This is a genomic window from Nonomuraea sp. NPDC003214 (assembly GCF_053590035.1).
Window position 1 is genome coordinate 125,445 of sequence record NZ_JBSFSX010000009.1, and the last position, 20,975, is coordinate 146,419.

General features: G+C 71.6%; 20 protein-coding genes. 8 read left to right on the forward strand and 12 right to left on the reverse strand.

The window, feature by feature from the left end; translation table 11 throughout:
- The first annotated feature begins 76 nt into the window (after positions 1-76).
- Positions 77-682, forward strand: coding sequence for a LysE family translocator (locus ACWDXC_RS28515; RefSeq protein ID WP_449986743.1), 606 nt, complete (start codon positions 77-79; stop codon positions 680-682).
- Here ACWDXC_RS28515 and ACWDXC_RS28520 read toward each other — a convergent pair.
- Both ACWDXC_RS28520 and ACWDXC_RS28525 read right to left on the reverse strand, forming a co-directional pair.
- A complete protein-coding gene (locus ACWDXC_RS28520; protein ID WP_364171258.1) occupies positions 662-1,036 on the reverse strand; it encodes an MmcQ/YjbR family DNA-binding protein in 375 nt (124 codons plus the stop codon). The two genes, ACWDXC_RS28515 and ACWDXC_RS28520, sit on opposite strands and share 21 nt — an antisense overlap.
- On the reverse strand, positions 1,033-2,070 hold the full coding sequence (locus tag ACWDXC_RS28525) for a DUF2293 domain-containing protein (protein ID WP_219501484.1): 1,038 nt from the start codon (positions 2,068-2,070) through the stop codon (positions 1,033-1,035). The genes ACWDXC_RS28520 and ACWDXC_RS28525 overlap by 4 nt, the downstream gene beginning before the upstream one ends.
- Positions 2,071-2,162: 92 nt before the next feature.
- On the opposite strand from ACWDXC_RS28525, the gene ACWDXC_RS28530 reads away from it, so the two are divergent.
- Positions 2,163-2,966: an FKBP-type peptidyl-prolyl cis-trans isomerase gene (locus ACWDXC_RS28530; RefSeq protein WP_449986745.1), complete on the forward strand. Its 804-nt coding sequence runs from the start codon at positions 2,163-2,165 to the stop codon at positions 2,964-2,966.
- On the opposite strand, the gene ACWDXC_RS28535 is transcribed toward ACWDXC_RS28530, so the two are convergent.
- Positions 2,963-3,886 carry a M23 family metallopeptidase gene (locus ACWDXC_RS28535; protein ID WP_449986746.1) on the reverse strand — a complete coding sequence of 308 codons (924 nt, stop codon included), beginning with the start codon at positions 3,884-3,886 and terminating at the stop codon, positions 2,963-2,965. The genes ACWDXC_RS28530 and ACWDXC_RS28535 overlap by 4 nt on opposite strands.
- Positions 3,887-4,000: 114 nt before the next feature.
- Here ACWDXC_RS28535 and ACWDXC_RS28540 point away from each other — a divergent pair, with 114 nt between their 5' ends.
- Positions 4,001-6,691, forward strand: a complete 2,691-nt coding sequence (locus tag ACWDXC_RS28540) for a BTAD domain-containing putative transcriptional regulator (protein WP_449986747.1) — start codon at positions 4,001-4,003, stop codon at positions 6,689-6,691.
- 460 nt (positions 6,692-7,151) lie between these two features.
- Here ACWDXC_RS28540 and bla read toward each other — a convergent pair whose 3' ends face one another.
- Complete coding sequence (bla, locus tag ACWDXC_RS28545) at positions 7,152-8,078, reverse strand: class A beta-lactamase (protein WP_449986748.1); 927 nt, start codon at positions 8,076-8,078, stop codon at positions 7,152-7,154.
- 113 nt (positions 8,079-8,191) lie between these two features.
- Complete coding sequence (mads6, locus tag ACWDXC_RS28550) at positions 8,192-9,544, reverse strand: methylation-associated defense system protein kinase MAD6 (RefSeq protein ID WP_219501494.1); 1,353 nt, start codon at positions 9,542-9,544, stop codon at positions 8,192-8,194.
- Positions 9,545-9,604: 60 nt separating this feature from the next.
- Here mads6 and ACWDXC_RS28555 point away from each other — a divergent pair, with 60 nt between their 5' ends.
- Positions 9,605-10,231, forward strand: coding sequence for a type 1 glutamine amidotransferase family protein (locus ACWDXC_RS28555; RefSeq protein WP_449986750.1), 627 nt, complete (start codon positions 9,605-9,607; stop codon positions 10,229-10,231).
- A complete protein-coding gene (locus ACWDXC_RS28560) occupies positions 10,228-10,668 on the forward strand; it encodes a MarR family winged helix-turn-helix transcriptional regulator (protein ID WP_357583141.1) in 441 nt (146 codons plus the stop codon). The genes ACWDXC_RS28555 and ACWDXC_RS28560 overlap by 4 nt, the downstream gene beginning before the upstream one ends.
- 333 nt (positions 10,669-11,001) lie before the next feature.
- Here the strand turns inward: ACWDXC_RS28560 and ACWDXC_RS28565 are convergent, their stop codons facing one another.
- On the reverse strand, positions 11,002-11,559 hold the full coding sequence (locus ACWDXC_RS28565) for an O-methyltransferase (protein ID WP_449986752.1): 558 nt from the start codon (positions 11,557-11,559) through the stop codon (positions 11,002-11,004).
- Between the two features lie 9 nt (positions 11,560-11,568).
- Positions 11,569-12,060 carry a hypothetical protein gene (locus ACWDXC_RS28570; protein ID WP_449986753.1) on the reverse strand — a complete coding sequence of 164 codons (492 nt, stop codon included), beginning with the start codon at positions 12,058-12,060 and terminating at the stop codon, positions 11,569-11,571.
- A gap of 408 nt (positions 12,061-12,468) precedes the next feature.
- Between ACWDXC_RS28570 and ACWDXC_RS28575 the strand changes: the two genes are divergently transcribed.
- Positions 12,469-12,720 carry a hypothetical protein gene (locus ACWDXC_RS28575; protein WP_219501505.1) on the forward strand — a complete coding sequence of 84 codons (252 nt, stop codon included), beginning with the start codon at positions 12,469-12,471 and terminating at the stop codon, positions 12,718-12,720.
- 213 nt (positions 12,721-12,933) lie between these two features.
- On the opposite strand, the gene ACWDXC_RS28580 is transcribed toward ACWDXC_RS28575, so the two are convergent.
- Positions 12,934-13,503, reverse strand: coding sequence for a C40 family peptidase (locus ACWDXC_RS28580; protein ID WP_449986755.1), 570 nt, complete (start codon positions 13,501-13,503; stop codon positions 12,934-12,936).
- A gap of 359 nt (positions 13,504-13,862) precedes the next feature.
- Between ACWDXC_RS28580 and ACWDXC_RS28585 the strand changes: the two genes are divergently transcribed.
- Together ACWDXC_RS28585 and ACWDXC_RS28590 are read left to right on the forward strand one after the other, a co-directional pair.
- Entirely contained in the window at positions 13,863-14,114 is a 252-nt protein-coding gene (locus ACWDXC_RS28585) for a hypothetical protein (RefSeq protein ID WP_219501509.1), read from the forward strand.
- A 340-nt stretch (positions 14,115-14,454) separates the two neighbouring features.
- Positions 14,455-14,787: an STAS domain-containing protein gene (locus ACWDXC_RS28590; RefSeq protein WP_364171278.1), complete on the forward strand. Its 333-nt coding sequence runs from the start codon at positions 14,455-14,457 to the stop codon at positions 14,785-14,787.
- A 19-nt stretch (positions 14,788-14,806) separates the two neighbouring features.
- Here the strand turns inward: ACWDXC_RS28590 and ACWDXC_RS28595 are convergent, their stop codons facing one another.
- From ACWDXC_RS28595 to ACWDXC_RS28610, 4 genes are all read right to left on the reverse strand, one after another.
- Positions 14,807-16,957: a terpene synthase family protein gene (locus tag ACWDXC_RS28595; protein ID WP_449986757.1), complete on the reverse strand. Its 2,151-nt coding sequence runs from the start codon at positions 16,955-16,957 to the stop codon at positions 14,807-14,809.
- A 35-nt stretch (positions 16,958-16,992) separates the two neighbouring features.
- Complete coding sequence (locus tag ACWDXC_RS28600) at positions 16,993-18,357, reverse strand: family 2B encapsulin nanocompartment shell protein (RefSeq protein ID WP_449986759.1); 1,365 nt, start codon at positions 18,355-18,357, stop codon at positions 16,993-16,995.
- Positions 18,358-18,393: 36 nt separating this feature from the next.
- Positions 18,394-19,812, reverse strand: a complete 1,419-nt coding sequence (locus ACWDXC_RS28605; protein ID WP_449986761.1) for a family 2B encapsulin nanocompartment shell protein — start codon at positions 19,810-19,812, stop codon at positions 18,394-18,396.
- A 107-nt stretch (positions 19,813-19,919) separates the two neighbouring features.
- Positions 19,920-20,969 (reverse strand): polyprenyl synthetase family protein, encoded by a 1,050-nt coding sequence (locus ACWDXC_RS28610; protein WP_449986763.1) that lies wholly within the window; start codon positions 20,967-20,969, stop codon positions 19,920-19,922.
- Between the last annotated feature and the right edge of the window lie 6 nt (positions 20,970-20,975).

Consider the following 20,975-nt stretch of genomic DNA (forward strand, 5'->3'; position numbering starts at 1 on the left):
TTCGCCCGCGTCACCGTGCGGCCTGCGCACGAGCGGGTCGACCGGAGCGCGCCTCCAGCTCCGGGAGACCCCCGCCATGCTGCTGACCTTCGTGGTCACCACGCTTGTCATGATCATGATCCCCGGGCCCGACGCGGCCCTGATCATGCGCAGTTCGCTCGCCCACGGCCGGATGGCCGGGCTGCTCACCATGCTCGGCGGCCTGCTCGGCCTGTCCGTGCACGCCGCCGCCGCCGCGATCGGCCTGTCGGCGCTGCTCGTGGCCTCGCCCACCGCCTTCACCGTGGTGCGCGGGCTGGGCATCTGCTACCTGCTCTGGCTCGGCGTCCACGCGCTGCTGTCGAGCCGCGGCAAGGCCGCCGAGACCGCCGAGTCGGCGCCCGGCGGCTCGCCGCTCGTCCACGTGCGCAGGGGCCTGCTGTCCAACCTGCTCAACCCCAAGGTGCTGCTGCTGTTCGTGACGTGGCTGCCGCAGTTTCTCCCGTCGCACGGCGACACGCTGAGCAGCGCGCTGCTGCTGTCGGGCATCATCGCCGTGCTCTACGCGCTCTGGTTCAGCCTCTACAACCTGATCGTCGACCGGGTCGGCGCGCTGCTGCGCACGCCCCGGGTGCGCGCCCGGGTCGAGCGGGTCACCGGCGTGCTGCTGGTCGGCTTCGCGCTACGGCTGGCCGTCCAGTAGCTTGACCGCCCGCTTGGGGGCGATGGCCCGGTAGCTCTCCTCGACCCAGTCGAGCAGCACCTCGGTCTCCGGCAGCTCGGCCAGGAACGGCACCGTCACCCAGCCGGCCTTGCCGAGCCCGTAGCCGCTCGGCGCCGCCCCCGGCACGGTCAGCGCGTGCCCGTGCGTCTCCGACAGGAGCTTGACGCCGAAGGTCGGGTCCCACTTCTCGGTCTGCTCGTCGATGCCGAGGAACAGGAACACCTTCTTGTTCACCTTGATCACGGTTTCGCCCCACGGATGGTCCTCGTGGGTCTCGGGGAGGCCGAGCGCGAACGCGCGCAGCTCCTCGCGGACGTCGTGCCAGTCGGTCATGTCCGGAACTCCTCAAGCTTGCGGTCGATCGCGGCCCTGATCCGGTCTCGGGCCACCATACGAGGCACCCCCGACATAAGCAGCTCGTCGTAGTCGGTGTCGCGATGACGGATGGACGCGATCACGGCCAGCGTGATCGCGTTCTCGTCCAGGACCTTGGCCGCCGCGGTGCGGCCCACCCGGCCGCTGCCGCGCAGCCCCGCGTGCTCGGCGATCTCCCGCGCCCTGTCCGGCGGGCAGCCGGGGAACAGCCGGGCGATCTCCGCCGCCATCCGCGCCTGGAACTCCACGTCCTGCTCGGCCCGGCGCACCGCGTCACGCTCGCGGCGGCGCAGCCGCACCTCCTCGTCGGCCAGGCAGCGTTCCTCGGCCCGCGCCAGCGCCTCCTCCTCCACCAGCAGCCCGGCCCGCTGGTAGACCTTGCGCCGCCGGTTGTAGCGGACGACCACCGCCGACAGCCGGCTCTCCTGCTTGGCCCGGCGGCTCAGCGCGGCGTCACCCGACGGCAGGAACGTCAGATGATCCAGATCCGCGCACGTCAGGCAGTGCGGCCGGTCGTCCTCCATGATCAGATAAGGCCCGGTGTCGCGGCACGACGCGCACGTCCACGCCTCCAGCGGCGCGACCACCACCAGATCAGGCGCCTTGCTCTGCCGCTCGGTGAGCTGCCGCACCCGCGCCTCGCTCAGGTCCGGCGACAGCCAGTGCACCCGGAACGCCTCCTGCCCGCCCCCGCCCGTGAACCGCAACGGCCGCCGGTCACGGCTGCCCGACACGTACGGCGTCTCCACCGGGCGCAGCCCCCTGGCCCGCGCCCAGTCGCCGAGCAGCGCGGCCGTGGCCACCAGGCGGTCCTCGTCGACGGCGGCCAGCTCCGCCAGCGTGGCCGCCCGGCCCTGCCGCCAGGTGTCGACATGACGCGAATGCAGCCAGCGCAGACCCGTCACCACGTCCAGGAACGTCACGTACTTGTTGCGGGTCAGCGCGAGCTCGGCGGCTTCGGCGACCCTTCGGGCCAGGTTCGGCTTGCTCACGCCCCTTAGTGTGCCGCGCCTTTGTCAGCAGGTGGGCATGCCTTGTGGTGATCCCGGCAAGGAAGCGGGCGGATCTCGCACCGGGAGGAATCGTGCGCCTGCTCTGGCCCGCCGTACTCGTGCTCGCCACCTCCTGTGGCGTCGCCGACAGCGGCACGCTGCCCGTCGTCGCCGGCCCCTTCGGCGCCCCGCCCGACGTCACCATCCCGCCCGGCAAACCCGGACGCACGCCCCGGGTGGTCCTGCTCTCCCACGGCGCCGGACGGCGCACGATGCCCGGGGACGTGGTGCTCGCCGACGTCGAGGTCCGCCGCTGGTCGGGCAACGAGCCGCATCTGAGCACGTACGAGGTCAACCAGCCCGTCACCGTCGTCTTCGACGGGCGCGCGGTGCCCCGCACCTGGCAGGAGGCCCTCATCGGGCGGGCGGCGGGCAGCCGGGTGCTGCTCGTCGGCCCCGCCGTCCAGACGCTCGGCCCCGACATGCGCCTCGACGGCGTCCCGCCCGCCGAAACGCTCGTCGTGGTCTTCGACATCATCGGCGGCTACCCCCCGGACGCCCGCCTGGTGGGCCGGCCGCTGCCCACCGTCCCCGCCGACCTCACGCCGGCGGCCCCGGCCCGCACGCTCATCGGCGGGTCCGGGGCCGAGGTCATGCCCGGGGACAAGATCGTCATCCAGTACGTGGCGGCCTCCTGGCCCACCCGCGAGGTCGTGGACTCCTCCTACAAGCGCGGCGGCCCGAGCGCCTACCGGCTGACCCCCGACACGGTGCCGCCCGGCTGGGTCGACGGCCTGCGCGGCCAGCGGGTCGGCGGCCGGGTCGCCATCGGCTCGCCCACCAGCTCACGGGGCGAGCCGACGCTCTACGTCATCGACATTCTCGACGCGCTCTAGGAGCCGCAGTGCTCGAACGGGCTGTCGTACGTGGACGAGCCCGCCTTGCCGCCCCACCGGACGCACTTGCCCGGCGCGTACGCGTACACCGGACCCGCATAGTAGGAGTAGTTGCCCGAATCGGTCTTCCGGGTGCTGCCCTGCACCTCCAGATACGCGGTGGTAGCCGTGGGCGTGCCCAGCGAGGTGTGCTTCATCGTGACGACGCAGTTGTTGCCGTTGCCGTTGTTGTACAGCAGGTAGACCGTGCCCGACGTGCCCAGCCCGGCCGAGTCGATCACGTCGTAGCCCGATCCGCACGCCTCCTGCGGCGTGTACGGGTTGCTGGAGCCGCCGCAGTTGCGCGAGGTCAGCGTCTGGACCGGGTAGCCGAACGTGACGCCGTTGAAGACCGCCTTGCGGATGTTGTCCGGGTAGCCGGTGCCCTGCCGCACCTCGTAGTGCAGGTGCGGGCTGATGTTGTTGCCCGGCTTGCTGGTGTTGCCGACCGTGCCGATCTTCTGGCCCTGCGAGACCGACTGGCCCGCGCTGACCGACCGCGTGTTGAGGTGCGCGTAGTAGGTGGACCAGCCGCTGCCGTGGTCGATCCTGACCAGGTTGCCGTAGCCGTTCGCCGAGCCCTGGTGCGCCGAGATGCCCACCGTGCCCGCCGCCGCCGCCACCACCGTGTCGCCGAGGTCGGCGCCGGCCGTGCTGCCCCGGTTGAAGTCGATCTCCCACGACTGGTGCGCGCTGCTCGCGCTGGAGTTGCCGTTCCAGGACTGCCCGCAGGGGAACGGCAGCTGGAAGTTGGTGGCCAGAATCCCGACGCTGTCGGACGACGGCTCCGGGTCGAGCGACGGGTCGGCCGAGGCCGTGGACGCCGTTCCGATGCTGAGTAAGAGTGCGACACCCGCGACCATTGCTCCGCTGAACCTCATCGGGTGATCCTTTCCGGGAGGGGCTCTGAACCCAGGGTCGAGATTCACCGCACAAAGAACATCCAGAACCGATACAAAAAGCTGTCAGGCCTCCAAAGAGGAGCTGATGCGGTCATGACGGTCACTTTTCACGTGCTCGGGCCGCTGGAAGTCCGGTCAGCGGGACGCCCCGTCCGGATCTCCGGCAGGAAGCCACGGCTGCTGCTCGCCACCCTGCTGCTCGACGCCGGCCGGGTCGTCGGCGGCGACCAGCTCGCCGAGGTCCTCTGGCCGCAGCGCCCGCCCCGCTCCGCCCAGGCCAACCTGCGCACCTACGTCAGCTCCCTGCGCGCCGACCTGTCCCGCGCCGCCCGCGCCGGCGACGCCCTGCGCGGCGCCGGATCCGGCTACGCCATCGACGTCCCCGTCGGCGCGCTCGACCTGCTCGTCTTCCAGGACCACGTCGAACACGGCCGCTACGCCGACGCCCTCGCCCTCTGGCGCGGCGCCCCCCTCGCCGACCTGCCCGGCAGCCCCCTGTGGGAACGCCGCCTCGACCCCCTCCACGAAGCACGGCTCCGCGCCGCCGAACAACTCATCGCCCAGCGCCTCGACCGGGCCGACCACGCCGGAGCCGTCCGCGAACTGCGCGCCCTCCTCGCCGAGCACCCCTACCGCGAGGACCTGTGGGGCCGCCTCATCCTCGCCCTCCACGCCGGCGGACGCAAAGCCGAGGCGTTACGCGCCTACGCCGGCATCCGCGCCCGCCTCGTCGACGAACTCGGCGTCGAACCCGGCATCGAGCTCCGCCGCGCCTACGAGACCGTCCTCGCCGACGACTCCCTCCCCACCACCCCGCACCAGCTCCCCCCGGACATCCCCGACTTCACCGGCCGCGAGCCCGAACTCGCCGCACTCACCCGCCCGCGCCCCGCCGCCGTCGCCGTGATCACCGGCCCGCCCGGCGCCGGGAAGAGCGCCCTCGCCGTACGCGCCGCGCACCTCCTCCGGCCCCGCTTCCCCCACGGACAGCTCCACCTCGACCTCGGCGGCAGGCACCCCGCCGACCTGCTCGCCGAAGCCCTCCGCGCCCTCGGCGCCGAACGCCCCCCGCCCACCCTCCACGAACGCTCCGCCCTCCTCCGCTCCCTGCTCGCCGAACGCCCCATGCTCGTCCTGCTCGACGACGCCCTCGACGCCGCCCAGGTACGCCCCCTGCTCCCCGGCAACGACAGCGCCGTCATCATCACCAGCAGACGCCGCATCACCGAACTGCCGGGCGCCCGCCACGTCACCCTCGCCGAACTGCCCGAGGACGACGCCCTGCGCCTCCTCGCCCGGATCGCCGGCCCTGACCGGGTCGCCCGCGAACGCGCCGACGCGCTCGCCATCGTCACCGCCTGCGGCCGGCTCCCCCTCGCCCTCCGCAGCGCCGGCGCCCGCCTCGCCGGACGCCCCGGCTGGTCCCTGTCCGTCCTGCGGCAACGCCTCCAGGACGACCGCCTCGGCGAACTCGAAGAAGTACGCGCCCGCCTCGACCGCAGCTACAGCCACCTGCCCGCCGAGGCCGCCCGCACCCTCGCCACCCTCGGTCTGCTCGGCGCCGCGCCCCAGCCCGGCTGGGTCGTCGCCGCCGCCCTCGACCGGCACCGCGCCGACGACGTCACCGACCTGCTCGTGGACGTCAACCTCCTCGAACTCGTCGGCACCGACCCCGTCGGCCAGCCCCGCTACCGCCTGCCCGACCTCATCCGCCAGCACTCCACCTCACGCACCCCCCACCGCGACGGACTCGCCCGCGTCCTCGCCGCCTGGACCGCCACCACCGAACACGCCCGAGCCCGCCTGCCCACCACCGTCTTCGGCCTCACCGCCGCCGACGCCCCCCGCTGGCGGCTCCCCGAACCCCTCCTCGACCGGCTCACCGCCGACCCGCTCTCCTGGTTCGAAGCCGAGCACGACACGCTCGCCGCCGCCGTCACCGTCGCCGCCCGCACCGGCCTCGCCGCCTCCGCCTGGGGCCTGGCCGCCGCCATGGTTCCCTACCTCGACCTGCGCTGCCACCTCGACACCTGGCAGCGCACCCACACCGCCGCCCTGGCCGCCGCCCGCACCGCCGGCGACACGTACGGCGAAGCCGCCATGCTCCGCGGCCTCGCCCAGGTCGCCCTCTACCGCGACCGGTACGAGGAGGCCGCCGACGGCTTCACCCGCTCCCGTCGCCTCTTCCACGACCTCGGCGACCTCCGCGCCGAAGCCACCTCCGTCTGCGGGCTCGGCGCCGTCCACCAGTTCCGCGGCCGCCACGCCCGCTCCCTCGGCCACTTCCGCCGCGCCCTCGCCATGTTCCTCGCCGCCGGCGACCAGCACGGCGAGGCGTTCGCCCGCCAGGCCATCGGCCGCGCCTGCCTGCGCGCCGGCGACCTCGCCCAGGCGTCCGAATCCCTCACCCAGGCCATGCGCCTCGCCCAGGAGCTCGGCGACTCCCACCGCGAAGGCTGCGTCTGCCTCCAGATGGGCCACCTCCACCAGGCCATGTCCTTCCACCGCCACGCCCTGGAGATCTTCGAATCCCTCGGCGACCGGCACTGCGGCGCCTACGCCCTGCAAAGCCTCGCCGGCCTCCAGGTCGCCCGCGGCGACCTCGCCCCCGCCTCCGCCGGCCTCGAACGCTCCCTCCTCGTCTTCCGCGAACTCGGCGACCGCAGCGGCGAAGCCTCCACCACCCAACTGCTCGCCGACCTCCACCTCTCCGCCGGCCGCACCGGCCTCGCCCTCGACTACCAGGCCCACGCCACCGCCCTCCGCCGCACCCTCCCCGCCTAACCCGTACGCCCCACCGCCCAACGCCCCCACCCCCGGCGCGGCCACCCCGCCGACACGGCCACCCCCGCCGAAGTGGCGCACGTTCCCGAAAGGGACCGCCACCCGCCCATGCACACCCTCGGCCCCACCCGGCCCCCACGGGAGCGCGCGACCCAACGGGACACGCCGCCCTTCCACGAGGGCAAGCCGCCGCCCAAGGCACGGCAGCCGCCCTCCCGGGGGTCGTACCGGCCCTCCCGGGGCGTGGCTCCACCATCTCCGCGGGGCATGCGGCCCTTCAGGCAGGGGCCCTTTCGGGGAGGCGGCCCGCCGCCCTTAGGCACGGCACCCGCTTCTCCCGAGGGCGCGCCCGCCCTCGCGGGGGCACCCGCTTCTCCCGGGGGCGCCTGCCCCCTCGGGCGCGGCGCCGCGCCTCCGTGGGTACGGGGCCCCTTTGGGGAGGGGCTTGTCGGCCAGGGGGTCAGAGGGTGTTGAGGGCGCGGGCGAGGATGGTGGCCGTGGAGGCGATGACCTTGTCGTCCACCGGGTCGGCCGGGTCGGTGCGGTTGGTGTAGATGGTCATGATGATCGGCGCGGAAGCCTTGGCGGGCCAGATGACGGCGATGTCGTTGGCGAGCCCGCGGGACCCGTTGGTGCCGGTCTTGTCGCCGATGCGCCACGTCTTGGGCAGGCCGGCGCGGATGCGGGTGTCACCGGTCTGGTTGGCGATCAGCCAGGCGTTGAGCTGGTGCCGGTCCTTGGGGTGTAGGGCGTCGCCGACGGTGAGGGCGCGCAGGTCGCGGGCTGCGGCGGCGGGGGTGGTGGTGTCGCGCTTCTCCTTGGGCGTCCAGTCGTTGAGCGTGGGCTCCGTACGGTCGAGCCGCGAGATGGGGTCCTTGAGCGTGCGCAGGTAGCGGGTGACGGCGGCGGGCCCGCCGATCTCCTTGAGGAGCACGTTGGCGGCGGTGTTGTCGCTGGTGGTGATGGTGGCTTCGCACAGGGCGGCCACGGTCAGGCCGTCCTTGACGTGCTTCTCGGTGACGGGGGAGTGCGTCACGAGGTCGTCGGCGGTCCAGTGGAGGCGCTTGGCGAGCAGCCCGGGCTCGGCGGTGCGCGCCTTGTGGAGGACGGCGCCGCAGAGCAGGGCCTTGAACGTGGACAGCAGCGGGAAGCGTTCGGCCGAGCGGTAGGCGACGGTCCGGCCGGTGGCGGTGTCGACGGCGTACGCGCCGATGCGTCCCTGGAAGGCGGCTTCCAGGGCGCGTAGTTCCTTCTTGGCCGTCGCGCCGGGTGTGAGGTGCACGGCGGCGGCGGTCGCGGGCGCGGCGGTGGCCGGGAGGGTGGCGCCGCCGGCGAGGAGGGAGAGTGCCAGGGCGGCCGATCGCAGGGCCTGCCGGGAACGGAGCATGTCAAGTCCTTCGCGGTTCGCTGTCAGAGGGCAGGAGCAAACCAGACGTGATCAGCTCATGTCTAATAGCGATATCGCGAACGTACGAATATCAGGAAATGTATGTATGCAGGTCAGGAGCCCGGGACGAAGCGGCGGACGAGGCGTCTGAGCCGGGATTCGGGGGCGGGCGCCGGCGGGTGGCGGAGGATGTCGAGCGCCTCGGCCGCTGTGGGGCGCTTGGCCGGGGTGTGGTCGAGCATGCGCCGGACCACGTCGGGCACGTCGGGGCCGTGCGCGTCGGGGCCGGCGGGCAGGTCGCCGGTGAGGAGCTGGTAGGCGATCACGCCGGCGGCGTAGACGTCGGAGGCGGCCGTCATCCGGTCGGGCCGTTCGTGGCATTCGGGCGCGACGTAGTGGGCGTCGAGCACGTTGTGCAGCTCGTGGGCGACGGTGTAGTTGCGCGGCCCCGGCTTGGCGTAGTCGAACCCGGTCAGCACCGCGTGCCCGTCGTCGGTCACCAGCACGCTGGCCGGGGTGAGCGCGCGGTGGATGACACCGTGGGCGTGCGCGTGGGCCAGGCCGCTCAGCATGTCCTGGATCACGGTCAGGCGTACGCCCTGGCCGAGCCGCAGGTGGAGGGCCTGGCCGTGGACGTCGTCGAGCACCAGCACGAACCGGCTCTCGTCGTCGATGGCGAAGAAGTCGCGCGGGCGCACCAGGCTCGGGTGGGGCGGGATGCGGGCCAGCGACTGGTAGGCGTTGGCGATGCGCTGCCGCTCGGCGGCCCGTGACTCCTGGTCGGCCAGCGGGTCGGCCTGGTAGACGCGCAGCAGCACGGTCTCGCTGCCGGGCAGGGTGGCGTTGAAGGCGCGGTATTCGGTGATCCTGGCGTCGCCGCCGAGCTGCTCCTCGACCTCCCAGTTGCCGTAGCGCGGGGGCGCTGTGCTGCGCCGTACGGTCTGGTTGAGCGCGTCGAGGATCGCGGCGAAGTAGGGCTTGGCGTCGGGGCTGCACCCGCGCCTGACCCGGGAGACGTCGCTCAGCGTGGCGATGAGCCGGGGCAGGTCGGTGACGTTGACGGCGTCGCGCCCGGCGGGGTCGACGAGCTGGGCGTCGGGCGAGGTGAGCACCACGAGGCTGTCGACGTAGACGCGTTCGAGCTGTGTGGCTCTGGAGACGAGCAGTCCCTTGAGCGCCTTGGCGGTGCCGCGCAGCTTGGCCACCGGCGAGCCGAACGCCTCCCGCCGCGGCGGGAACCACCGCGAACCCGACACCTCGATGCGGCCGCGGGTGCCTTTGACGTCGACGACGACGAGCGAGTGGCCGGTGAGCACGAGGAGGTCGACCTCGAAGACGTCGTCTCCGCGCGGAACCTCGACGTTGTGCAGCAGCAGCCAGTCGGCCGGCGCGTGATCCCGGAGGTAGGTGATCACCCGCCGCTCGGCGTCGTTGACCGGAGGTCCTCCGCCGACGATCTCTGCCATGCGCCTATCCTCGCACGGGTTGGAGTTGACAGCATGTTGTCGTTATGACAGTATGTTGTCATGACGACGAAGACAAAGCCCGTGCATGTAGCCGTTTACGACACTCTGGCCGACTGGGAGACCGGGCACGCCACCGCCCACCTGCGCAGTGGCCGCTTCCACCGGGAGCCCGGCAGTTATGAGATCGTCACGGTCGGGCTCACCGGCGAGCCCGTGACCACCTCCGGCGGCATGCGGATCGTTCCCGACCTGACGCTCGACGCGCTCACGCCGCAGGACAGCAGCCTGCTCATCCTGCCCGGCGCCGACCTGTGGGACGCCGGCGACGACCTCGCCCCCTACGCCCGCAAGGCACGCGCGTTCCTCGACGCCGGGGTGCCCGTCGCCGCCATCTGCGGCGCCGTCGCCGGGATCGCCCGCGAAGGGCTGCTCGACGACCGCGACCACACGAGCGCCGTGGTGCAGTACCTGGAGGCCCAGCAGGGGTACGGGGGCGCCAAGCGCTACCAGGACCGCGACGCGGTGCTCGACGGCGACCTGATCACCGCCGGGCCCACCGAGCCCGTCGCCTTCGCCCGCGAGATCTTCCGCCGGCTCGACGTCTACACGCCCGAGGTGCTCGACGCCTGGTACCGGCTCTTCGCCAAGAGCGACGCGTCGGCGTACGAGGTGCTGATGGCGGCATGAGCGAAACGGGCGAGCTGCTGTCGGGCAGCGCGTTGACGGTCTTCCGGCTCAACGGTCAGTTCCTCGACGTCGCCGAGAAGCTGGCCAGGCCCGCCGGACTCACCGCCGCCTGGTGGCAGGTGCTGGGCGCCATCCTGCACGAGCCGCTGCCGGTCTCGGGGGTGGCCAGGGTGATGGGCATGAGCCGCCAGGGCGTCCAGCGGATCGCCGACCTGTTGGTGGAGAAGGGGCTGGCCGAATACCTGCCCAACCCGGCGCACCGGCGGGCCAAGCTGCTCAATCCCACCCCGGAGGGGCGGGCCGCCATCGCCCGTATCGATCCCGCCCACCAGGAGCTCGCCGACCGGCTGGTGGCCGAGCTGGGGCTGCCCGCCGCCCGCGACACCCTCGCCGCCCTCCGCCGCCTCTCCGAAGCCCTCGACCGCCTCTCCGACTGACCCCCTTGGACGGCTCCCTGGCGGGCTCCCGGGCGGGGTCTCGGGCGGGGCTTCCCGGGCGGCTCCCCGGCGGTTCCCGGGCGGCACCCAGGCGGTTTCCGGGCGGCTCCGGGGCGGCTCCCGGGCGGCTTCGGGGCGGGGTCCCGGGCGGGGCTTCCCGGGCGGCTCCCGGGCGGCTCCCGCGCGGCCCGCCGGGGGTGTGGGCCGCTCCCCACCCGCACCCCGGCTTCTGGGCTGAGCGGCGAGTGCCGCAAAGGGAGGGCACGTGGTGGGTGCCGCCCAGGGCAGGGCGTCGGGTGGGGGTGCCGCGCAGGGGAGGGCGGGTGGCAAGGGTCAGCGGGCGGTGGCGAGGACGAGGCCGGAGGCGTGGTCGAGTTCGACCGCCACGAGCCGTTCGTGGGCGAGCAGGGCGTCGCGGACGGCACGCTGCTTGCGGATGAGGTCGTCGTCCCAGCCGGGGGCCGGCGCGAGGTCGTCGACGAGGAGGATGCCGCGCGGGCGCAGGGCGGCGATGGTGCGGTCGAGGCCGACGTGCTTGCCGCCCGTGGCGTCGGCGAAGATCAGGTCGAAGGCGCCGAGCCGGTCGAGCAGGTCCAGGGCGTCGCCCGTACGGAGGTCGACGAAGGAGGGCCAGCCGTCGCGGGCGGCGAGTGCGGCGCGGCCGGGGTCGCGTTCGACGCTCGTGACCGTGACGTCGGTGCGCGGCAGGAGGCCGCTGACGAGCCAGGCGAGCCCGACGCCGGCGCCGGTGCCGAGCTCCAGGACGCGCCCGCCTTCGGGGACGGCGGCGGCGAGCGCGGCGAGGAGGCGGCCGACGCCCGGATCGCACGAGTAGGCGAACGACGCCTCTTCGGCCCGGGCCACGGCCGCCGTGACCAGATCGGTTCCCATGGTCCTGTCCTACCTCGCGGGGCGCAGCCGTGGCATCCGGGTTCGCGGCTTGAAGACGGACAGGCCGGTCGCCAGCATCAGCATCGCGAGCTGGCAGCCGAGCGCGGCCACCTGGGCCCACTGCCGTGAGGAGGCCACCTGGGCGGCGCCTTCGGTGGCGGCGGCCATGCCCTCGGGGTCGAACAGGAACATCCCCGCGCAGATCGTGGCGAGCAGCAGCGCCAGCTTGGCCGCGACCCAGACGTGGCGCAGCACCCCCCAGTGGCTCGTCAGCCCGAGCAGGACGCCGGTGACGAGCGACAGCATGCTGAGCGGTATTCCGCCCGCGAAAACGAGCGCGGGCATCAACCGGTAGGCGGCGTGCGCCAAAGCGAGGTCATTCGTGAGTGTCGCCGCAGTATTGAGCACCACGAGTCCCCATACCTCGCCCAGCAGCGCGACCGAGGCGACGATGTGGATGACCAGCAGTGACTTGCGGGTACGCGGTCGTATCGCAGTCATCTTTACCTCCGGTTCCCGAACGAACTCCTGGCCATCGTGACCCGCGTCCCGGGCGGTGCGCGTCGGACCAGAGGCGGCACCGCCGCTACACCTCACGGCGTATTGCGGGCGCGCGCGATTCCCAAGCGGCGGGTGATCGTCGGTTTCCCGCCGGTGCGCGAACGGCTACGTCATCACCGGGTGAGGCCAAAAGAAATGCCGTTTCGATTGCGCGGATCGGCCGTGGCATTTGTGTTCGACGGCGGTGTCGATCGCCAAGAAACCGAGGCCGCCCCTTGACCTCGGTCTGAGAAGATCCGGTTGCGGTTCCGGCGCGCTGCCGCAATTGTTATCCGCGGCACCTCACAGCCCTGCAGAAACGACTAAGGCGCTGAAATTCTCAGGCGCCGATCAATGGAGGAACGAAACATGATCCGTCGCATTCTTGCCGGTGCAGCCATCGTGGGCGCCGCGCTGGGCTTCTGTGCCGGCGCCGCTTCGGCCGACGTCGGCCCGAGCGCGAGCAACACGGGCCAGAGCATCATCGGCCAGTTCAGCGTCATCGACGACGTCACCGCGCTGAACAACGTCCTGAACGACTCGGTCAAGTACATCGACCTGGGCACCGTCGGTCACCTGCAGGACGTCGAGCTGAACCTGCTGGCCAACGTCGAGGACTAGGAGCGACGGGAAATCGGCGCTCGACCTGAAAAGCTCGCCGGCAGAAGCCGGTGAACCGTCACCCCGCCCGGGTCCCGGTTGAAACGCCGGGACGTTTCCCGGAAGGGCGGCCGTGGATACTCGAGGCCACGGCAGCCCGGTGCGCACCGACGGGCCGGGTGGCGGGCGGCCCGGAGGGCCTGCTCCATCGAGCAGGCCGTCCGGGGCCGCGCGTCAGAGGCCGGCGTCCGCCGCTCTTTCCTCGGTCGGCCGGACGGCTCCCATGAACGTCGGCCGGTCCAGCGGGTCGAGCCGGACGAACGCGCCGGTATAGGGGGCGTGGACCATACGCTCGCGATCGACGGCCAGGCCGACGTGCTCGGGGCCGGGGCGCCGCGGATCGTTGTCGTAAAAGACGAGGTCCCCGGGCCGCACCTGTTCCTTGGGCACGCGGGCACCTGATCGCCACTGCTCCTTCGTGGTGCGGCCGATCAGTTCCCCGGCCGAGGCCCACGCGTACTGCGTGAGGCCGGAGCAGTCGAATCCTTTGGTCTTCGCACCCTTTCCGATGCCGAATCCGGGGCCGTCCACCCCGCCGCCGCCCCATGAGTACGGGACGCCGATCATCTCGATCGCGGCCCGCACCGCGATGGCGCCCGCGGCGGCCCGGTCCACGTGAAAGGTTTCGGAATAACGCGGCCCGCATTCAGGGCCGCAGTCGCGAGCCACTGCCGGCGCGCAATCCAGCGTGCCGGTGAACACACACGCCAGGGCCATCACGATAAATGTGCGTCTTGCCTCCATGGTCAATCCACCGCTTCTGCGACTCGTTTCACCGGCTCTCGATGCCGGCGCTGCTGTCCCAGAGCTTTCCTCTCGACCGATGGGGACAAAACACCCTTTTGGGGAGGCGAGAGGCGCATATGGCCATAACGTGAAAGAAAATCCGTCAAAGCCACCAGACGAATCCTGATAAATCCGGACATATGGTGGCGCGATGCCCACGACGATTCTCGTGAATCGGTTTTGACCTAGGTTTAGGCGCCTCGCCTTGCCCGTCGAAGCCGCGATACGCGATCGTTGTCCGAGGCATCTCGAAAGCACAGCGAACACAATCGCGATGACGCGCTTTCCGCGCCGATTCCTACGAAGGAGTTCTACAAATGATGCGTCGCATTCTCGCCGGTGCCGCCATCTGCGGTCTCGCGCTCGGCTTCTCCGCGGGCGTGGCCTCGGCCGACGTCGGCCCGAACGTCAGCAACACCGGCCAGCAGATCCTCAGCCAGTTCTCCATCATCGACGACGTGGCGCTGGCCAACGACGTCCTCAACGACTCGGTCAAGTACATCGACGTGCTGACCTTCCTGCACCTGCAGGACGTCGAGGGCAACGTCCTGAGCAACGTCGAGGACTGATCCCGCGGCGCCGGTGGCGCGCACGGCCCGGCCGGCCCGCACCTCCCCGGACGCGGGGAGCCCCGGAGCCGCCGGGCCGTGGCACCAGCGTGTGACAGGCGTACGGGCAATCTGATCGGCCCCGGCACCACCAGTGCCGGGGCTTTCGCATGCCCGGCCCCGATCAGCGGCCTGATGGGGGTGAAACGCTCATCGGACCATTCCTTCTATAAAAGTGCTGTAAACGGTCATTTTTCTCGCGAACATTACAAAGAGAAACATAGTTCGTGTAACCTGGTTCTCGGTTGCCGCTGCTGCGGTGACCGACCCCCGGACTCGGAGCGATGGGGGGTGTGCACAGATGGAGCGACTGCTCTACCAGGACCAGCAGCTACGGATCGTCGTGCTGGCCGCGCCGCCGGACCCCGCCGTGAGCCTCTGCGGCGAGGTCGACATCACCAACAGCCCCGCGCTCGCCCGCGCGCTGGCCCTGTGGCGTGACGGCTGCCCGCATCTGACCGTCGACACCGCCGCCCTCACGTTCGTCGACCTGTCGGGCATCCGGGTGCTGGCCCTGCCCGCGCTGCCCCCGGCCGAGCGGTGGATCCGCCTGCGCAACGTCACGCCGTGCCAGCGCCGCATGCTTGAGCTGATGGGCTGGTTCGACGGATCCCACCCGGTGGCCGTGCCCTGAAGACCACCCGAAGGACCGGCTAGAGGATCAGCGCGGCCGACGTGCCGATCCCTGTGGGCCCGGCCAGCTTGGGCCGAGGCGGCCGGTGGTGACGGCGCAGCGACTCCTCGTCGTAACGGCGGCAGTCGCGGTGCCACACGTAGATGCCCGACATCCAGTTCTCCAGCTCGGTGACGTACTCGGCGACCGCCTTGCGGCCGTCGTCGCCCAGCCCGAGATCGTCGAACACGACCGGCAGCTCGTGCGCGGCCACGTGCTGGAACTGCCGCATCCGCGACTCCAGCAGGTCGACCACGATGCGCAGCGCCGTGTCGCGGTCGCAGCCGAAGAAGCACTGCGTGACCAGCACCCCGTTGTGCAGCTCGCCCTCGTACTCGATCTCCTTCTGGTACGAGTAGACGTCGTTGAGCAGGGTCGCGTAGTCCTGGGCCGAGTTCTCCAGCGAGCGCATCGGCCCGCTGTCGTAGACCTCCTGCGGGATCCGGTCGGCCCGGGCCAGTCGGCACAGGGCCATCGTCAGGTCCGAGCCGAAGGTGAGCCGCCGCATCTCCACGTAGTCGACGGGGTCGGGCACCCGGTTCTCGGCCTGGTTGGCCAGCTCCCACAGCCAGCTCGACGCCATCTTCTCGATGGCCGCCCGGAACGTACGCCGCGCGCCCTGGCTCATCGGCCCGGCCGAGCGCGCCCACAGGTCGGCCAGCGACAGCTCCAGCGGGCTGACGGGCGCCGGGTAGGTGACGCCGTCGAGCGGCATGAACAGCGACAGCCGCTCCACGGTGGCCCGCGCGGCGGCCAGGCTGCGCCCGTGGCCGAACACGACGGGGAAGTAGTCGTCGCCGTAGGTCCCCCACGCCAGCCACGCCGAGGACAGGTCGAGCTCCTCGGGCGTCGCGTCGGGGTCCAGCCCGGCGGCGCAGAGCGGCAGGTCGTAGTCGATCAGCTTGTCCTCGTCCCACACGGCCGAGCCGGTGATGCCGGGCTGCGCCTCCAGCAGCCCCATCCGGTGCGCCCACGTGACCACGTTGCGCCGGGCGGCCTCCAGGTGCGGTGACAGCTCCGGCGTGAACGGCTGGTAGAGGTCCGGCACCGGCAGCGGCCCGACCTTCTCGTACGGCACGTGCGCGTAGGACCTGACGCGCTTGAGCCCCAGCAGGTCGACGACCGACTTCATGCCGAGCGCCGGGGCGGAGGCGTTCTGGTTCATGTAGCGGCTGGAGCGCAGGTGCCAGGCGTGACCGCCGGACTGCCAGTCCTGCAGCCCCTTGACGTAGGCGAGCACGCCGGCGCAGCTCAGCGGGTCGAGCCCGTGCTCGACGAACAGCGGCCCCAGCTCGACGGCGACGGTGTGCTCGAACTGCTGCAGCCGCGAGGTGAGCAGGTCGTTGACCGCGTCGGCGGCCTCCTGCGTCGAGCAGCCGAGGAACGTCTCCAGCACCAGGATGCCGTTGCTCAGCTCGCCCTCCTCCTGCGTCTCGCGCTGGTAGGAGAAGATGTCGTTGCGCAGGTGGACGGCGTCGGAGAAGGCGTCGCGCAGCACCCGCATCGGCCGCGAGGCGGAGATCACGGCGGGCACCTCGGCGCCCGCCGCGTGTTCGATCAGCCCCGCCGACCAGGGCGCCCCGCCGACCTTGCGGCGCATCTCGATGTACTCCACCGGGTTGGGCACCCGGCCCGCGTTGATGTTGGACAGCTCCCACAGCGACTCGTTCAGCAGGTTGAGGGTGCTCTCCGTGAAACGCGACTGCCAGTCGGCCGACGTGCCGGGCACCGTGCGCGCCCACAGGTCGGCCAGCCCCGCCTCGACCGGGTTGACCGGCTCGGGGCTCGCGGTGCTCATGAAGGCGGGCAGCCGGTCCAGGTACGCCTTGCCGCCCTCGCGGTCGCCCGTCCGCTTGAACACGTCGAGAAAGTGGTCGTCGAAGAAGAAGACCCACACGTACCAGTCGGTGATCAGGCTGAGCTCGGTGGCGTCGCAGTCAGGATGGGTGTACGCGCACAGCAGCGCGTAGTCGTGCGCGTCGAGGTCGGCCTCCTCCCAGATGCCCGAGCCTTCCAGCATGCCCATCTTCCTGGCCCACTGTTTGGAGTGGGTCCTGGCCTCCTCAAGGTGGGGGTTGAGCCGGGCCGGATACGGGACGTAGAAGTCCGGCAGGTCAAAGGGTTGCGCCATCGTGGCTCCGTTCGGCTGTGAAGATCAGGTGAAGGTCAGCTGTGTACCTCGACGTCCCCGAGCACGCCCAGCGCGTCGGGCACGAGCACCGCGGCCGAGTAATAGGCGCTGACCAGGTAGGTGGTGATCCCCCGCTTGTCGATGCCCATCACCTTCACGCTGAGGCCGGGCCGGTGCTCGTCGGGGACGCCGGTCTGGTGCAGGCCGACGACCCCCTGCTCGTCCTCGCCCGTGCGGATGGCCAGGATCGAGCTGGTGCCGGCCCGGCTGACCGGGATCTTGTCGCAGGGCAGGATCGGCACCCCGCGCCAGGCGGCCAGCGTGCTGCCGTCGAGCACGACGCTGTCCATGTAGACGCCGGCGGCGCTGCACTGCCGGCCGAACGCGGCGATGGCCAGCGGGTTGGCCAGGAAGTAGCGGGTCTTGCGCCTGCGGCAGAGCAGGTCGTCGAGGTCGGCGGGGGTGGGCGGCCCGGTGCGGGTGGTCAGCCGCTGGCCCGGGGCGACGTTGTGGAGCAGCCCGAAGTCCGGGTTGTTGACCAGCTCGCGCTCCTGCGCCTCGCGCACCGCCTCGATCGTGAGCCTGAGCTGCTCCTCGGTCTGGTCCATCGGGCTGCTGAACAGGTCGGCGACCCTGGTGTGCATCCTGAGCACCGCCTGGGAGACGCTCAGCTCGTACTCGCGGGGGCCCGGGTCGTAGTCGACGAACGTGCCCGGCAGCACGACCTCGCCGCGGTGCCCGGACAGCAGGTCGATCGCCGCCTCGCCGTACTTGTTGGCCGGGCCGGCCGGTCGCCGCGCGAGGTGCTCGCCCAGCGACGGCCGGCGCGCGGCCAGGTCGTCCAGCGCCTGCCAGGGCAGGGCCAGCACGACGCAGGCGGTGCGTGCCGCCAGCGTGACCTCCCACGGCGTCGATCGGCTGTCCGCACGGCTGCCGGCGTGGTCGCCGGTCGACAGCATGCCCCGCGCGACGCTGTTGCCGTACGTGCTCGTGCACAGCTTGGCGATCTTGCCGTGGGCGAGCAGGATCAGCTCGTTCTGCGGCGATCCCTCCCTGGCGATCACCTCGCCGCGCACGTACTCGCGCTGCTCGAACATCCCGGCCAGGGACTCCAGCACGGCCCGGTCCTCGTACCCGTGCAGGAAGGGCAGCTCGGTGAGGCTCGGCGGCACCACCCGCAGCCGCGTCCCCGTATGGGAGAAGGCCACCCGGCCGCCGCCCGTCTCGTAGGTGAGGCGGCGGTTCACCCGGTAGGTGCCGGCCGCGAGCTCCACCCAGGGGAGCGCGCGCAGCAGCCAGCGCGGGGAGATCTCCCGCATGTGCGGAGCCGTCTTGGACGTCGTGGCGAGCTTGCGCGCCGCCGCCGTGTCCAGGCTCAGCCGTGCCTCCAACTCCGACAACCGAAACACCACCAATCCCTGGCCGGAAATGCTCTGTTAGTCCTCGCGCCCGATCTCGACGTCCTCCAGCACGGCCAGCGCGTCGGGCACCAGGACGGCGACCGAGTAGTAGGCGCTGACCAGGTAGGACACGACGGCCTTCTCGTTGATGTTCATGAACCTGACCGACAGGCTCGGCTGGTACTCGTCGGGGATGCCGGTCTGGTGCAGGCCGACCACGCCCTGGTTCTCCTGGCCGGTGCGCATGAGCAGCACCGAGCTGGTGCGCCGGCCGGAGACCGGGATCTTGTTGCACGGGAAGATCGGCACGCCCCGCCAGGCGGGCACCCGGTGGCCGTTGACCTCGCTCGACTGCGGGTAGAGGCCGCGCTTGCTGCACTCCCGGCCGAAGGCGGCGATGGTCTGCGGGTGGGCCAGGAAGAACGCCGGCTCCTTCCACACCTTCGCCAGCAGGTCGTCCATGTCGTCGGGGGTGGGCGAACCGGTGCGGGTGCGCACCCGCTGGCTGAAGTCGGCGTTGTGCAGCAGGCCGAACTCGCGGTTGTTGATCAGCTCGTCCTCCTGGCGCTCGCGCAGCGCCTCGACGGTCAGCCTGAGCTGCTGGTCGAGCTGGTTCATCGGCTGGTTGTAGAGGTCGGAGACCCGGCTGTGCACGCGCAGGACGGTCTGGGCGACGCTCAGCTCGTATTCACGCGGGCTCAGCTCGTAGTCGACGAACGTGCCGGGCAGCACGGGCTCGCCGCTGTGCCCGGACGACATGTCGATCGCGGCCTCGCCGTAGTCGTTGCTGGCCCGATCGCTGGCCGCCTGCCACGCCTCCAGGTGCTCGCGCAGGCTTGGCGAGCGGTCCAGCAGTTGCTGGAAGTCCTCCCGCGACAGCGTCAGCACGGTGGTGGCGGTCTTCGCCTTGGCGGAGAACTCCCATTGGCCGCCGCCGGACAGCAACTGCTCGCCGAGGTAGTCGCCGTCGGCGAGCACGCCCAGGTTCTGCGTGTCGCCGTAGGCGCCCTGGGCCTCCTTGCCGACACGGCCGTGCGCGATGAGCACGAGCTGGTCGACCGGCTCGTCCTCGCGCACGATCTCCTCGCCGGGCTCGACCTCCCGCTGGGCGAAGCGGTAGGCGAGCGCTTCGAGGACCTCGATGTCGTCGTAGCCGCGCAGCATGGGCAGTTCGGACAGTTCGGCGGGGACGACCCGGACCTCGGAGCCGGTGGTGCTGAAGGTGATGCGGCCGTCGCCCAGCGTGTAGGTCAGGCGGCGGTTGACCCGGTAGACGCCACCGGAGGTCTGCACCCAGGGCAGCAGCTTGAGCAGCCACCGGGAGGTGATCTCCTGCATCTGGGGCGCGGTCTTGGTGGTCGTCGCCAGGTTGCGCGCGGCGTCGGTGCTCAGGCTGAGCTGGTGCCCGTTGCCGTTGCCGTTGACCGGTGCGGTCGATTCTGTCGTTTCTGTCACGTGCTCCACCAATCAGGAGAAGGTTGGACGTTACTGAGAGGAAAGTTCAGTTACGGTCGGTGACCGTCGGCGGGCAGCACGAAGCGCCCGCCGTGCCCGGGGCCGGTCTAGCTGTCGCGGTGCGCCAGCTCGGCTGCCAGGACGGTGAGCGCGACGCGGGCCTCGGCCTCGATGGCCGTGGCGTCGAGGACGCGGACCGCGGTGCGGACCCGATCGTCGATCATCGACTCGACCTCGGCGAGCGCGCCGGTGTCGGTCATGATCTGGCACACCTCGGCGGCGTGCTCCTCGGTCAGGTCGGGGTTGCCGTGCCAGGCGCGCAGGTAGGCGAGCTGGGCGGGCGTGGCCCGCTGGACGGCGTGCGCGTAGAGGACGGTCTGCTTGCCCTCGCGCAGGTCGTCGAGCGCCGACTTGCCGGTCTCGCCCGACGAGCCGAACATGCCGAGCACGTCGTCACGCAGCTGGAACGCCTCGCCCAGCGGCACCCCGAACTCCGAGTAGGCGCGCAGCAGGCCGGCCTCGGCCCCGGCGAGCGCGCCGCCGATCTGCAGCGGCCGCTCCACGGTGTACTTGGCCGTCTTGTAGCGGATCGTGGTCAGCGCCTGCTCGACGCTGACGCCGGCCCGGAGCTGGGCGAGGATGTCCAGATACTGGCCGCTGATGACCTCGGTGCGCATCGTGTCGAACAGGTGGTGGGCCGCCCGCAGCCGGACGGGCTCCACCCCGCACGACGACAGCAGCGTGTCGGACCAGGCGAGGCTGAGCGTGCCGAGCAGGATGCCGCCCGCCCGCCCGAACGCCTCGGCGCCGGGCCCGGAGTGCAGCCGGGCCAGGCTGCGGTGGACCGTGGCCTGGCCGCGGCGCAGATCGCTGCCGTCCATGATGTCGTCGTGGATGAGCAGGCCCGCGTGGCACAGCTCAAGGGCGGCCGCCGCGCTGATGATCTCGTCGCAGTCGACGCCGCCGGCTCCCCGCCACCCCCAGTAGCACAGCTGCGGGCGGATGCGCTTGCCGCCGCCCAGGATGAACTCGACGAGCAACCGGTAGGCCGCCACCACGTCCGGGTCCGAGACCGGCGCCTGCCACTCGTCGAGAAAGCCGATCAGGCGGTCGTCGATCCGCGGCCCCAGCAAGTTGGGGGTGAAGCTCACCGTCATGGTGCC

Bases quoted from the DNA above. Each gene is read 5' to 3' on its own strand.
- ACWDXC_RS28515 (WP_449986743.1), top strand. From the start codon at position 77: ATGCTGCTGACCTTCGTGGTCACCACGCTTGTCATGATCATGATCCCC.
- ACWDXC_RS28520 (WP_364171258.1), bottom strand. From the start codon at position 1,036: ATGACCGACTGGCACGACGTCCGCGAGGAGCTGCGCGCGTTCGCGCTC.
- ACWDXC_RS28535 (WP_449986746.1), bottom strand. From the start codon at position 3,886: ATGAGGTTCAGCGGAGCAATGGTCGCGGGTGTCGCACTCTTACTCAGC.
- ACWDXC_RS28540 (WP_449986747.1), top strand. From the start codon at position 4,001: ATGACGGTCACTTTTCACGTGCTCGGGCCGCTGGAAGTCCGGTCAGCG.
- bla (WP_449986748.1), bottom strand. From the start codon at position 8,078: ATGCTCCGTTCCCGGCAGGCCCTGCGATCGGCCGCCCTGGCACTCTCC.
- mads6 (WP_219501494.1), bottom strand. From the start codon at position 9,544: ATGGCAGAGATCGTCGGCGGAGGACCTCCGGTCAACGACGCCGAGCGG.
- ACWDXC_RS28555 (WP_449986750.1), top strand. From the start codon at position 9,605: ATGACGACGAAGACAAAGCCCGTGCATGTAGCCGTTTACGACACTCTG.
- ACWDXC_RS28560 (WP_357583141.1), top strand. From the start codon at position 10,228: ATGAGCGAAACGGGCGAGCTGCTGTCGGGCAGCGCGTTGACGGTCTTC.
- ACWDXC_RS28565 (WP_449986752.1), bottom strand. From the start codon at position 11,559: ATGGGAACCGATCTGGTCACGGCGGCCGTGGCCCGGGCCGAAGAGGCG.
- ACWDXC_RS28570 (WP_449986753.1), bottom strand. From the start codon at position 12,060: ATGACTGCGATACGACCGCGTACCCGCAAGTCACTGCTGGTCATCCAC.
- ACWDXC_RS28575 (WP_219501505.1), top strand. From the start codon at position 12,469: ATGATCCGTCGCATTCTTGCCGGTGCAGCCATCGTGGGCGCCGCGCTG.
- ACWDXC_RS28580 (WP_449986755.1), bottom strand. From the start codon at position 13,503: ATGGAGGCAAGACGCACATTTATCGTGATGGCCCTGGCGTGTGTGTTC.
- ACWDXC_RS28585 (WP_219501509.1), top strand. From the start codon at position 13,863: ATGATGCGTCGCATTCTCGCCGGTGCCGCCATCTGCGGTCTCGCGCTC.
- ACWDXC_RS28590 (WP_364171278.1), top strand. From the start codon at position 14,455: ATGGAGCGACTGCTCTACCAGGACCAGCAGCTACGGATCGTCGTGCTG.
- ACWDXC_RS28595 (WP_449986757.1), bottom strand. From the start codon at position 16,957: ATGGCGCAACCCTTTGACCTGCCGGACTTCTACGTCCCGTATCCGGCC.
- ACWDXC_RS28610 (WP_449986763.1), bottom strand. From the start codon at position 20,969: ATGACGGTGAGCTTCACCCCCAACTTGCTGGGGCCGCGGATCGACGAC.